Origin of the sequence: Streptomyces sp. NPDC046862, from assembly GCF_040704615.1 — a bacterium.
Classification (GTDB): domain Bacteria; phylum Actinomycetota; class Actinomycetes; order Streptomycetales; family Streptomycetaceae; genus Streptomyces.
On record NZ_JBEYXP010000109.1, the window covers coordinates 1 to 13,145 of the forward strand.

The following is a 13,145-nucleotide window of genomic DNA, read 5'->3' on the forward strand; positions in this document are numbered from 1 at the left end:
CTTCCCTTTCCGGCGGTTCCGACTTTATCAGATCCTTTCGGTCCCGATTCCCCGTCGGAGGGGGGTGTCTTCGCGGCTGTTGGGCCGTTCCGACGTCTCAAACCTTAGCGGATCCTCTCGGCGATTCCCAATCGGGCCGCCGGGCTCCAAATCGAATTGAATTCGGGCACGCCGAAATCGACCCGGTAGGGAGATCGTGCTGATGGTTTGAGGTGCCGCTGTTGCGGCGGGAGTTGCTGCCGCAGAACCGTTACGGCTCCGTGGCAACCCGAAGAACTTTACGGATGTGCGGGTGGACTGTCAAGTGTCCCCCGCCTGACGGCGCCTCAAACCTCACGGCCCGGCGCTACGGACTCAGTCCAGGTCGCTGAGGCGGCCGTCAGCGTCGGGCTGGGCGTCTTCCACCCGCCGCAGGAGACGGGTGAGGACCTCGCCCAGGACTCCGCGCTCCACCGGCGACAGGTCCTGGAGGAGGTCCTCCTCGAAGACCGACGCGAGGCGCATGGCCTCCAGCCACTTCTCGCGGCCCTCTGGGGTGAGTTCGACGATGACACGGACACGGTTGGACTCGTCGCGCTCGCGGGTGACCAGGCCCTCCGACACCATGCGGTCGATCCGGTGGGTCATGGCGGCAGGGGTGAGGCCGAGTCGTTTGGCGAGGTCGCTCGGACCCAGGCGGTACGGGGCGCCGGAGAGGACGAGGGCCTTGAGGACCTCCCACTCGGCGTTGCTGATGCCGAGGTCGGCGGTCTGGCGGCCGTAGGCGACGTTCATACGGCGGTTGAGCCGGGACAGTGCCGAGACGATCTTCTCGACTTGGGGGTCGAGGCCCTGGAACTCGCGTTGGTAGGCGGCGATCTGCTCTTCGAGGGTCGGTTCGCCGGCGCCGGGGGTGTCACCCATGGCCGCAGTATGGCATGCCGCCTCTTGGCGTCGAAGTCCTTCGAGGTGTACTCTTTACCTTCTAACTTTAGGTTCGAAGTCTTTGGGGCTAAGTCCCTCAGACCGAAGGCAGGTGAACGTGACCAGGGCAATGGGCGCAGCGATGCGCCGGGTTCATGTGGGCAACGCACTCAGCGCGTTCGGCCTCGGCTTCACCGTCCCGTATCTGTACGTCTATGTGGCGCAGGTGCGGGATCTCGGTGCCGTGACGGCGGGGCTGGTACTCGCCGTCTTCGCCGTGGCCGCTCTCGTGGTGCTGCCGTTCGCCGGGCGGGCCATCGTCCGGCGGGGCCCGCTGCCGGTGCTGCTCGCCGCCCTGGTCACCGCCGCGGTCGGTGCGTTGAGCCTGGGGCTGGCGGCGAGTGCGCCGGCCGTGCTGCTGTCGGCTGCCGCGCTCGGGGCCGGGCAGGCGGTGATGCAGCCGGCGCTCGCGACGGTGATCGTCGACTGCTCGCCGTCCGGTACGCGCTCGCGGGCGTTCGCCACGCAGTTCTTCCTGCAGAACCTCGGGCTGGGGGTCGGCGGTCTCATAGGTGGCCATCTCGTCGACACCACCCGCGCGAGCTCCTTCACCCTGTTGTTCGCGATCGAGGCGGCGATGTTCCTGCTGCTCGTCTTGATCATGGGGACGATACGGATGCCGCGGGCCGTGAAGGGCGAGGGCGCTCCGGCGCTGTCGGCCAGGGGCACTTGGCGGCAGTTGCTGCGGAATCGGGCCATGGTGCAGTTGTGCGTGCTGGGCTTCGTGCTGTTCTTCGCCTGCTACGGGCAGTTCGAGTCCGGGCTCAGTGCCTACGGGGTGGAGGCCGCCGGGATATCCCCGTCCACGCTGGGGACTGCTCTGGCCGCGAACACGGCGATGATCGTGGTCGCGCAGTTCGCCGTGCTGAAGTTCGTGGAGCGGCGAAGGCGGTCCCGGGTGATCGCCGCTGTCGGGCTCCTATGGGCCGTTGCCTGGGGTGTGGCCGGGTATGCGGGGCTGGGGCACGGGAGTCAGGCCATGGCGACGGCCGCGTTCGTGTCGACGTACGCGCTGTTCGGGCTCGGGGAGGCGATGCTGTCGCCCACCGTGGCGCCGTTGGTGGCCGATCTGGCGCCTGTGGGGATGGCTGGCCAGTACAACTCGGCGTTCGCCCTGGTGAAGCAGCTTGCGTTGGCGGTCGGGCCGGCGGTGGGTGGGCCCATGGGGGCCTCGCTGCACGTGCCGTATGTCGTGACGTTCCTGCTGTTCTCGCTGGGCATATCCGTGCTGGCGGTCGGGCTGGGGCGGCGGCTCACGCCCGTGCAGGATCAGCCGTCGCTGGTGGGGAGTCGGGTGGTGGCCCGGGGCGGGGTTGCTGCGGAGTCGTTGGCGGCGTGACGGTGTGGGGGGGATTTCGCCCCCACCGCCCCTACCCGTCCCATCCCCAGGGGCTCCGCCCACCCCGTACCCCGTTTCGGGGGCCAGCCCCCGGACCCCCGCTCCTCCAACGCCGGAGGGGCTGGATGGTGCGGGTCGACGCTGACTCTCCCGGCCGGGGCTGGCTTTCAGGGCCACGCGGAACTGCACGGCCTTTAGGGGCGCGGGGAACTGCGCGACCAGCCACCCCCAACCCGCACCAACCCACCCAGCCCATCCAGCCACACACCCAGATGGTTCAACCGCCGGAGGCAACCGGTAGGGCGAACTCGCACCACACCGCCTTGCCGCCGCCCGGGGTGCGGCGGGCGCCCCAGTTGGAGGCGATCGTGGCGACTATGGCGATGCCGCGGCCGGACTCGTCGGCGGGTTCGGCGTGGCGGCGGAGAGGGAGGTGGTCGTCGCCGTCGGTGACCTCGACGATGAGGCGGCGGTCGGTCCGGCGCAGGCGCAGGCGCATGGGTGGGGTGCCGTGTTGGAGGGAGTTGGCGACCAGTTCGCTGGCCGCCAGGACACCGAGGTCGTGGAGGTCCGCGGGGAAGCGCCAGCTCGTGAGGACGCCGGAGGCGAAGGCGCGGGCTCGGGGCGCCGCTTCCACGCCGCCCAGGAGTTCCAGGGCGGCGTTGCGGAAGAGTTCGCCGTCGGCTCCGGTGCGGGCCGGGTGCTGGAGGACGAGGACGGCCACGTCGTCGTCGTGGTCGGCCGTGACGCCGACCGAGCGGACCAGACGGTCGCAGATCACCTGGGGGGTGCCGGTGGCGCCTGCGAGGGCGCGCTCCAGGGCTTCGATGCCTTCGTCCAGATCCGCGTCGCGGCGTTCGACCAGGCCGTCCGTGTAGAGCACGGCCGTGGAGCCGGGGCCGAGGGGGACGGAGCCTGACTCGTGCATCCAGCCTCCCGTGCCGAGCGGGGGGCCCGTGGGTTCGTCGGCGCGCAGGACCACTCCGGTCTCGTCGCGGACCAGGATCGGCAGGTGGCCCGCCGACGCGTAGACCAGGCGGCCCTCGTTCGGGTCGTGGACGGCGTACACACAGGTGGCGATCTGGTTGGCGTCGATCTCCGTGGCGAGGCCGTCGAGGAGCTGGAGGACCTCGTGCGGGGGAAGGTCCAGGCGGGCGTATGCGCGGACCGCCGTGCGGAGTTGCCCCATGACCGCCGCCGCCCGTACGCCTCTGCCCATGACGTCGCCGATGACCAGGGCCGTGCGGCCGCCGCCGAGGGTGATGACGTCGTACCAGTCGCCGCCGACCGCGGCCTCCGTGCCGCCGGGGTGGTAGACGGCGGCGATGCGCAGGTCGTCGGGCTGCTCCAGCTCCTGGGGGAGGAGGGAGCGCTGGAGGGTGACGGCTGTTTCGCGCTGGCGGCGTTCGCTGGCGCGCAGGCGCTCGGCGGCCTCGGCGTGGTCGGTGACGTCGGCGGCGAAGATGAGGACCCCGCCGCCCGCCCTGCCGACGAGGCCGCCGGCCGCTCCACTTCCTTCGGGAGTGGCGGAGATGTCGACGGGGGTGCAGGTGATCGTGTACGAGCGTCCGCCGGGTGCCTTGCGGGACTTGACCGTGCGGGGCCTGGAGCTGCGCAGCACCTGGTCGAGGAGCGGCAGCAGGCCGAGTTCCTCCAGCTCGGGCAGGGCGGCGCGGGCGGGCTCGCCGATCGGTCGGGTGCCGAAGGCCGCCACATAGGCGTCGTTGACGTAGGCGATGTGGTGGTCGGGGCCCTGGACCAGGGCGACGAGGGCCGGGATGCGGTCGAGGACCTCGCGGGTCGCCAACTCGTGGACCGCGGGCGCGCACGGGATGCCGTTGGTCGGTTGCTCGGTGCGCGCCGCGGGTACGGAGCCGTCCGTCCTCCGGTCGGGGGAGTCCGCGAGTTCGGTCCGCGCTGGCGGGCGGCGCTGCATTCCGGGGAGCCGGGGGCTCCAGCGGGTGAAGTTCACCGATTCCTTGCCTCGTCTTGTCGTCTGGGGCCGGTCCCGGTCGGCCGGGGGTCCGGGGGTGTCCCCGGGATGCAGTACCGAATGGTGGTCTTGTGTTGTGGATGACGGCCGGCTCCGGATCCGGTCCGCGTCGCAGACGCTATCCAGAACTGTGTCCGCCAGGGACGCGGCGCTGGCGGAACGCCTCTTGGGGTGCGCAGGGTGTGTCGGCCCGCCCGAGGTCGTGAACCAGATCGTGGACCAGTCTGGCAGCCCGGCCGGCCGGGCCGACATCCGTCAGACGCCGGCCCGGTCGGTGGAGTTCCTGGATCCGGTCAGGACGACCCCTTCGGGTCCTGAGAAGGCTTTCCACCGGCAGCGAGTTCGAACTCCGCACGGGGATGTTCGAGTGAACCGAGGGAGACGATCTCCCTCTTGAAGAGCCCCGAGAGGGTCCATTCGGCGAGGACCCGGGCCTTGCGGTTGAACGTGGGGACCCGGCTCAGGTGGTAGACGCGGTGCATGAACCAGGCGGGGTAGCCCTTGAGCTTGCGCCCGTAGACGTGGGCGACGCCCTTGTGCAGCCCGAGGGAGGCGACGGAACCGGCGTACTTGTGGGCGTACGTCTCCTGGGGCTCGCCGCGCAGTGCGTGGACGATGTTGTCGCCCAGGGCCTTGGCCTGGCGGACCGCGTGCTGCGCGTTGGGGGCGCACTCCTTGCCGGGCTCCTTGGCGGTGGCGTCGGGGACGGCGGCCGCGTCGCCGGCGGACCAGGCGTGCTCGGTGCCCTCGACGGTCAGCTGGGCGGTGCACTGCAGCCTGCCGCGCTCGTTGAGCGGCAGGTCGGTCGCGGCGAGGACGGGGTGCGGTTTCACTCCGGCGGTCCATACGAACGTACGCGTCGGGAAGCGCGACCCGTCACTCAGGACGGCCACCCGGTCGGCGCACGACTCGATCCGGGTCTCCAGGCGTACGTCGATGTTGCGGCGGCGCAGTTCGGTGACGGCGTACTTGCCCATCTCCTCGCCGACCTCGGGCAGGATGCGGCCCGTGGCCTCGACGAGGATCCACTTCATGTCCTCGCGCTTGACGTTGTGGTAGTAGCGCGCGGTGTAGCGGGCCATGTCCTCCAGCTCGGCGAGCGCCTCCACGCCGGCGTAGCCGCCGCCCACGAAGACGAACGTCAGGGCTGCGTCACGGATCGCGGGGTCACGGGTGGAGGAGGCGATGTCCATCTGTTCGATGACGTGGTTGCGCAGGCCGATGGCTTCCTCGACGGTCTTGAACCCGATGCCGTGTTCGGCGAGTCCGGGGATCGGGAGGGTGCGCGAGACCGAGCCCGGGGCGAGGACGAGCTCGTCGTAGGTGATCTGTTCCGCGCCCGCGCCCTCCTCCTCGGTGGCGAGGGTGGTGAGCGTCGCGGTCCGCTTGGCGTGGTCGATCGCCGTGGCCTCACCGATGACGACCTTGCACAGGTCGAGCACGCGGCGCAGCGGCACCACGACGTGGCGCGGCGAGATGGAGCCCGCCGCGGCCTCGGGAAGGAAGGGCTGATACGTCATATAAGGGTCGGGCGAGACGACGACGATCTCAATCGCGCCACTTTTGAGCTCTTGTTTCAGCCTCCGCTGGAGACGCAGAGCGGTGTACAGACCGACGTAGCCGCCGCCGACGATGAGGATGCGCGCACGTTCCTTCACCATCCCATGACGCACCCGACTCTGGAGTTTGTCCACAGGCCCGGCAATTTGTGTGACCGGAAATCGTCCGCGCCCAGAGTTGGCCGAAATGCCGGAGTCCGAGGAAGGATCGCAGGTCAGGTGGCATGAGCCCGGTGATGTCAGGGGGCGTAATGGGGACGTTTCCGGCCCGTGGTCCGATCGGGGGGCGCTCTGTGCGGAACCTGCCCCTTCTGAATTGACTCCGTCTCAACTATGTTCGTGTCTCGACGGGGTGTAGGGGGTACGCCGCTCGACGGGTCCGCGACGGGCGGGCGTGTCGGGTAACGGGGCGGTCCGCGACGGCGGAGCGGCTCGTGGACCATGCTCGTTCCTCACGCTCCGGCTTTCATGGCGGGGAGAGTCTCCGGGGGGAGACGTCATTACCGGGGGAACACATATGCACATTCAGGACTCTCATTGGTCTTCCACTTCGGTCGTCGCACCGGGTGGCACGATGAGTGCGGCGGGGAGCAACGGACGCGCGGACCAGGCGCGTACGACCCCGCTGCGCGTGGACGCACAGCGCAATCTGGAGCACGTACTGCGGGCGGCGCGCGAGGTCTTCGGTGAGTTGGGATACGGCGCGCCGATGGAGGACGTGGCCCGGCGGGCGCGGGTGGGTGTCGGCACGGTGTACCGGCGCTTCCCGAGCAAGGACGTGCTGGTCCGGCGGATAGCCGAGGAGGAGACCTCCCGGCTGACCGACCAGGCGCGCACGGCGCTGGGGCAGGAGGACGAGCCGTGGTCGGCGCTCTCGCGCTTCCTGCGGACGTCGGTGGCCTCGGGCGCCGGGCGGCTGCTGCCGCCGCAGGTGCTGCGCGTGGGGGTCGCCGAGGACGGGCCGGACGGGGTCGTCGTGGACACCGCGCGGGTGCCGCAGCAGCGGTCCCAGCCGACGACCGAGCTGCGGCTCGTGTCCGGGAACGGGTCCGGATCCGCATCCGCATCCGCATCCCGGAACGGGAGCCAGGACGCCTCGGTGGACGACGACGCCGGCGCCTCGGAGCTGCTCGAGGTCGTGGGGCAGCTCGTGGAGCGGGCTCGGGAGGCGGGTGAACTGCGTCCGGACGTGACCGTGTCGGACGTCCTGCTGGTGATCGCCACGGCGGCGCCGTCGCTGCCGGACGCCGCACAGCAGGCGGCCGCGTCGGCGCGGTTGCTGGACATCCTGCTCGAGGGGCTGCGGTCACGGCCCTGACCTGCCGGTCTCGTCGGCCCGGGGCGCTCAGCGACCCGTCGCGTCAACTCCCGTACGGGGAACGTCCGCTGTGGCGTCCCCGTGCGGGTGGGCGCCCGGGCTGAGGCCGGGGAGGCTTCTCGGACGAGCGGTGGGCCCGTACAGCCTGGTACCGAACAAAGGCCGATATGGCACTCTGACCCGGTGCTGAGACCGGTTCTGCAGGCTGCGAGGGCATTCCGCGATGAGCGTTGACGGGCGGGACGAGCCACTCGACGAGGGTGGCGACGAGAGCACGGAGCCCAGTGGGCTGACCTCTCCACAGGTGCCGAGCCAGGGCGGCCGGCCCGAGGGCGCTTTGGGCACCTCCCGTCCCCACGGCGTGTCCGGGCGCCCCGGTGGTGTGCACGGGCACAGCGTTCCGGCGCAGCGCGAGCGGTCGGCCGGCTTCCTGCCGCCCGCCCGGGAGCGCGGCCCCGAGCTGCCGCCCTCCGACTCCGAACTGATCGGACGGATGCGCGCGGGCGACGACGCGGCGTACGAGGAGCTGTACCGGCGCCATGCGTCGGCCGTGCGCCGGTACGCGCGCACCTGCTGCCGGGACGCGCACACCGCCGACGACCTCACCGCCGAGGTCTTCGCCCGTGTGCTCCAGGCGGTGCGCGGCGGCAGCGGCCCCGATCACGCCGTTCGCGCGTATCTGCTCACCACGGTCCGCCGCGTGGCCGCGAGCTGGACCAAGTCGGCCAAACGGGAGCACCTCGTCGACGACTTCGCGGTGTTCGCCGTGGAGGCGTCCCGCGGTGCCGAGTCGTCCGACGCCACCGCGTCCCTGGGCGCCTTCGGAGCCGGCCTGGACCTGGGCGCCGACGTGCGGGCGCTGCACGACGCCGAGCAGTCGTTGGCCATGCGGGCGTTCCGGTCGCTGCCCGAGCGGTGGCAGGCCGTGCTGTGGCACACCGAGGTCGAGGACGAGTCGCCGAGCGAGGTGGCCACGCTCTTCGGGCTCGACGCCAACGGCACGCGCGTCCTCGCCAGCCGCGCCCGTGAGGGCCTCAAGCAGGCGTACCTCCAGGCGCATGTGAGCGCCGCGCTCGCCACCAACTCCGAGGAGTGCGCGCGCTACGCCGACCGGCTCGGCGCGTACGCCCGCGGCAGTCTGCGCACCCGGGCCGAGCGAGGGCTGCGCAAGCACCTGGAGGGGTGCGTCAAGTGCCGGCTGGCCGCCGGTCAGATCCAGGAGGTCGCGAGCGGTATCCCCGCCGTCGTACCGGTCGCGGTCATCGGCTGGTTCGGGGCCGCCGGATACGCCAAGGTGGCCGCCCTCGTCGCCGGTGGCGCCGGCGCGGGTGCGGTGGGTGTCGCGGGCGGAGCAGCCGTGGCGGGCGGTGGCTCGGGTGGAGCAGCCGTGGCGGGCGGTGGCTCGGGCGGAGCGGGCGCCGGAGGCGGAGCGGGGGCCTCGGAGGGGCTGGGCGTGGCGGTGAAGGCCGGTATCGCGGCGGGTGTCGTCGCGGTCGGTGTCGTCACGGCGGTGGTGATCGCGGTGGCGGGCGGCGACAAGGGCGAAGGGAAGGACGACAGACCGGTGGCCGATCCGGCCCCCTCGCGGGTCGTCAAGGCCACGTCCGAGCCGGAGCCTTCGATGCCCTCGAAGAAGGAGTCGTCGGAGGAGCCGTCGAAGAAGGTGACGAAGGAGTCGACGAAGGAGCCCGCGCCGCAGGTCCCGGCGGTGGCTCCGCTGACGACACCGGTCCCGGCGCCCACGCCCACCCCGACGCCGTCCGTCGCCCCGTCCCGCACGCCCGATCCGGCGCCCACGAAGACGTCCCCGAGCCCCACGCCCGCCCCCACCTCGCCCGCCTCCCCCACCGCGACACCCGAGCCCCCTCCCCCGCCCACCCCGCCGGCACCGCCGGTGGTCTTCCCGCTGAACGAGCTGGAGTACGACGTCACCGGCGACGGCACCAGGCCCGAGATGCGGTTCGCCGAGAGCAGCTGGGTGTGGCAGCGGTACGGGGTCTCGATCGCGGGCAGGACCTACCCGAACGGCGTGACCGTCCATGGACAGTCCTCCGTCACCATCGACCTCAACCGCCGGTGCACCGCCTACGACGCGCTCGTCGGCGTCGACGACCTGACGCGCCGCCTGGGCAAGGTCTCCTTCTCCGTGTACGCCGACGGGGTCCGGCTGTGGAAATCAGGGATGATCAAGGGGGTTGACCAGGCGGTCCCCGTCCATGTGGACCTGAACGGCCGCCGGACCGTACGGCTGGTCGTCGAGCCGCACAACCACCTGGACGTGGTGGCACTGGCGGACTGGGCGGAGGCCCGGTTCACCTGCCGGTGACGAGACCCGGTGGCGGACCCGGTGGCGGACGGCGGGTTCAGGTCTGCGGTCGAGCCGTGTGGTCCTCGAGGGCCTCGGCCAGCTCCCGTAGGGCGTCGTTCGTGGTGAGGGACGCGCCGGTCGCTCGCTCGGCCTCGAAGCGGGTGCTGCCCAGGGCGGCGAGCGCGGTGGCCTCGACGCGCTCGGCCTGGTAACGCTCCGGGGCGGGGCGCGGGTTGTCGCCGCGCCAGCGGGCCCCGGCGGCCAGCAGGCGGGCCGCGCGCCGGTGATCACCGAGATCCGACAGGACGCCTCCGGCGGCGTCGGCCAGGACGGACGTGATCGCTTCCGAGCACCGGCCGGCCACCGCCATGCGCAGGGCTTCGGCCAGCTTCGGCAGACCGGCCACGGGGCCGGACTCGGCGGCCGTGACGAGGCCGTCGACCAGGGCGAGCATCGCCATGAACTGCGGGGGCGGGGTGCCCTGGCGGATCTCCGCGCGGGCCGCCTCGAACAGGTCGCGCGCGCCGGGGGTGTTCCCGTCCTCCAGCTCCATGGTCGCGCGCAGGAGGTGGATGAACGCCCGGGAGTCGGCCACCGCGAAACGGTCGGCGGCGGCGTTCGCCTCGTCCAGCGCGGCCAGCGCCGCGGGCCGGTCACCCGAGCGGTAGGCGATCTCGGCGAGACGGGCGATGAGGAACGGCGACTCGGCGTACGCTCCGACCTCGTGGGCCAGGCGCAGGGCCTCCTCGTACTCGCCCTTCGCGTCCTCGAGGCGTCCCCGGGTCATCGCGGCCTCGCCCGCCGCGCTGCACACCTGGGCGCGCATCCAGCGGTCGCCGGCGCGGCGGCTGAGCGTGCGCAGCTCGGCGAGGTCGTCGTCCACGCCGTCCAGGTTGCCGGGCGAGTCGACGACCATGTGCGTGCGGAACATGAGGATGACGCCGACCTCCCAGTCACCGCCGTACGCCCGGCAGTTGGCGACCGCCACGTCCATCACGTCCCGGATGTCCACCGCCGCGCCCTCCAGCAGGTACGCCGTGAGCGGCCACACCAGGCCCGGGAAGCGCGCCGCGTCCGGACCGGTCCGCTCGAACTCCGCCCGCAGCCGGACGATGTACTCCCGCGCGCGGGGGTCGTCCGGCACCCCGATGGGGCCCGTCTCCGCCACCAGGAACAGGTGCAGCAGCCGGAGCAGCATGCGGGACCGGCGGCGAGGGTGGTCGTCGGGCTCGGGGCTGACGAGGAACACCTCGATCGGGTCGAAGGCGTCCAGGTCGGTGAGGGGTGTGCGGGTTGCGGTGTTCGCCTCGTCGGCCGCGTCCAGGAGCGCTCCGAGCCGCAGGACGCGGTCCACCCAGTCCACGCCGTCCCGGCGGTAGTTGCGGAGCCACCAGAACCAGCCCATGGCGAGGGCCAGGTGGGTGGCCTGCTCCTCGTCGCCGGAGGTGATCGTGCGATGGAGGGCGGCGCGGATGTTGTCGAGCTCGGTCTCCAGGCGCTGGATCCAGAGCAGTTGGTCGGCGGAGCGGAGGCGGGGCTCGGCCTCCTCGGCCAGGGCCCGGACCCACGCGCTGTGCCGGTGCCCGGCGGCGGCGCGCAGCTCCGGGGCCTCGGCGGCGCGCTCGGTGGCGTACTCGTGGATCGTCTCCAGCAGGCGGTACCGCATGCCGCCGATGCCGCGCTCGCACGGGGTGGCCACGATCAGGGACTTGTCGACGAGCGCCCCCAGGACGTCGGACACGGGGCCGCTGCACACCGTCTCGGCCGCCCCCAGGTCCCAGCCGCCCGCGAAGACGGAGACCTCGCGCAGGACGGTGCGCTCGGCCTCGTCCAGCAGGTCCCAGGACCAGTCGACCACGGCACGGAGGGTCTGCTGGCGCGGCAGGACCGTCCTGCTGCCGGAGGTGAGCAGCCGGAAGCGGTCGTCGAGGCGGTCCGCGATCTGTCGGGGCGTGAGCAGGCGCAACCGGGCGGCGGCCAGCTCGATGGCCAGCGGCAGCCCGTCGAGCCGGCGGCAGATCTCGTCGACGGCCTCGGTGGCTTCGGTGTCCTTGAGAACGGCGTCCGCGTCGGGGCGTACGGCGGCGGCGCGCTCTCTGAAGAGGCGGTGCGCGGGGTCGGGGAGGAGGGGCTCGACCGGGCGCACGGACTCGCCGGGCACGCCCAGGAGTTCACGGCTGGTGGCGAGGATCGTGAGCCGCGGGCAGTGCGTCAGCAGGGTCTCCGCGAGGTCGGCGGCGGCGCCGATGACATGCTCGCAGTTGTCGAGGATCAGGAGTTGGGCGCGGGGGGCGCAGTGCTCGATGAGCAGGGCGACCGGGTCGTCCTGCGGGACCGCCATCTCGTTGGTGATCAGCACGGTCTCGCGCAGGCCGAGGGCACTGACCACCGCGCCCGCCACCGCCTCCGGCCGGTCGAGCGGGGCGAGCTCGGCCAGCCATGCCTGGGGGTGGCCCGCGGCGGCTTCCTCGGCGAGACGGGTTTTTCCGGATCCGCCGGGGCCGGTGAGCGTGACCAGGCGGGCCCTGTGCAAGTCGGAACGGATGCCGTCGAGTTCGAGTTCCCGTCCGACGAAGGAGGTCAGACGGGGGCGGAGGTTTCCGGTTCGGTCGGGGGTGGGGGCGAGGGGGTGGGGCTGGTGGGGTGCCGGGGGCTGGTGCGGGTGCGGTGCTGGGGACTGGTGCGGTGCTGGGTGCGAGGGTGGGGGCGAGTCCGGGTGCAGGAGCTCCGTGTGCAGTGCCTGTAGTTCCGGGCCCGGGTCCGTGCCCAGGTCGTCCACGAGGGCACGGCGGGCCGACTCGTACGCCGCCAGCGCGGCCCCGCCGCGGCCGCTGTCCCGGAGGGCCCGGATGTGCAGGGCGTGCAGGAGTTCGTCGTACGGATGGGCTTCCGTGAGTTCCTTCAACTCGGGTACGACGTCGGGGGCGCGGCCCAGTCGCAGGTCGGCCTCGATGCGGGCGCGCGTCGCCTCCAGGCGCAGGGCCTCCGGGCGGGTGGCGGAGGTGCGGTCGGGGAGGTCTGCGAGCGCGGGGCCGCGCCAGAGCGAGAGGGCGGTGTGGAGGGTGCGGGCCGCCGATGCCGCGTCTTGGCGGGCGAGGGCGTCCTTGCCCTCCCTCACCAGCCGCTCGAACTCGAACAGGTCGATGTCCGAACGGGTGGCCGACAGGCGGTAGCCGCCGTTCTCCGAGACGATCGCGTCCCTGCCGAGGGTGCGGCGGAGGCGGGCGATGAGGGCCTGGAGGGCTGCGGGGGCGTCGGTGGGCGGGGTGTCGGCCCAGACGTCGTCGATCAGGGTGTCCGGGGTGACCGTGCGGTCGGGATGGAGGGCGAGGGCGGTGAGCAGGGCGCGGAGGCGGGGGCCGCCGACGGGTACGAGGGTGCCCTGGTCGGTCTCCGCCTTGGTTGTGCCCAGGATTCCGTACCTCACCCGGTCATTCTCGCCGGGGTGGGGGCCGGGGGGCACGGGGTTTCTTCGGCGAGGCGTTCGTTTTTCGGTGTCGGGGTGGGGCGTCGGCGGGGTGTGGGAGGGGTGTGGGCTTGCGTGGTCTTGCGGGTGTCCGTCCGTGGGGGAGGATTCTGCCCCCGCCGCCCTACCCATTCCCGTCCCGGGGGGGGGGGGGGCGGGCGCGCCGGCCGGGCGGGGGGGGGCGCCCCCCCCCCCCCCC

7 protein-coding genes are annotated in these 13,145 nt (G+C 72.4%); 3 read left to right on the plus strand and 4 right to left on the minus strand.

The features are described from left to right. Positions 1-354: 354 nt before the first annotated feature. On the minus strand, positions 355-903 hold the full coding sequence (locus AB0959_RS52305; protein ID WP_366834091.1) for a MarR family transcriptional regulator: 549 nt from the start codon (positions 901-903) through the stop codon (positions 355-357). Between the two features lie 130 nt (positions 904-1,033). On the opposite strand from AB0959_RS52305, the gene AB0959_RS52310 reads away from it, so the two are divergent. Beyond that, on the plus strand, positions 1,034-2,302 hold the full coding sequence (locus tag AB0959_RS52310) for an MFS transporter (protein WP_366834092.1): 1,269 nt from the start codon (positions 1,034-1,036) through the stop codon (positions 2,300-2,302). A 277-nt stretch (positions 2,303-2,579) separates the two neighbouring features. Here AB0959_RS52310 and AB0959_RS52315 read toward each other — a convergent pair whose 3' ends face one another. Next, positions 2,580-4,274, minus strand: a complete 1,695-nt coding sequence (locus AB0959_RS52315) for an ATP-binding SpoIIE family protein phosphatase (RefSeq protein WP_366834093.1) — start codon at positions 4,272-4,274, stop codon at positions 2,580-2,582. A 314-nt stretch (positions 4,275-4,588) separates the two neighbouring features. Then, positions 4,589-5,956 carry an NAD(P)/FAD-dependent oxidoreductase gene (locus AB0959_RS52320; protein ID WP_366834094.1) on the minus strand — a complete coding sequence of 456 codons (1,368 nt, stop codon included), beginning with the start codon at positions 5,954-5,956 and terminating at the stop codon, positions 4,589-4,591. 415 nt (positions 5,957-6,371) lie between these two features. Here AB0959_RS52320 and AB0959_RS52325 point away from each other — a divergent pair, with 415 nt between their 5' ends. Both AB0959_RS52325 and AB0959_RS52330 read left to right on the plus strand, forming a co-directional pair. Further along, positions 6,372-7,172, plus strand: coding sequence for a helix-turn-helix domain-containing protein (locus tag AB0959_RS52325; RefSeq protein WP_366834095.1), 801 nt, complete (start codon positions 6,372-6,374; stop codon positions 7,170-7,172). Between the two features lie 223 nt (positions 7,173-7,395). Next, positions 7,396-9,498, plus strand: a complete 2,103-nt coding sequence (locus AB0959_RS52330) for a sigma-70 family RNA polymerase sigma factor (protein ID WP_366834096.1) — start codon at positions 7,396-7,398, stop codon at positions 9,496-9,498. 37 nt (positions 9,499-9,535) lie between these two features. On the opposite strand, the gene AB0959_RS52335 is transcribed toward AB0959_RS52330, so the two are convergent. Next, complete coding sequence (locus AB0959_RS52335) at positions 9,536-12,907, minus strand: BTAD domain-containing putative transcriptional regulator (protein ID WP_366834097.1); 3,372 nt, start codon at positions 12,905-12,907, stop codon at positions 9,536-9,538. Between the last annotated feature and the right edge of the window lie 238 nt (positions 12,908-13,145).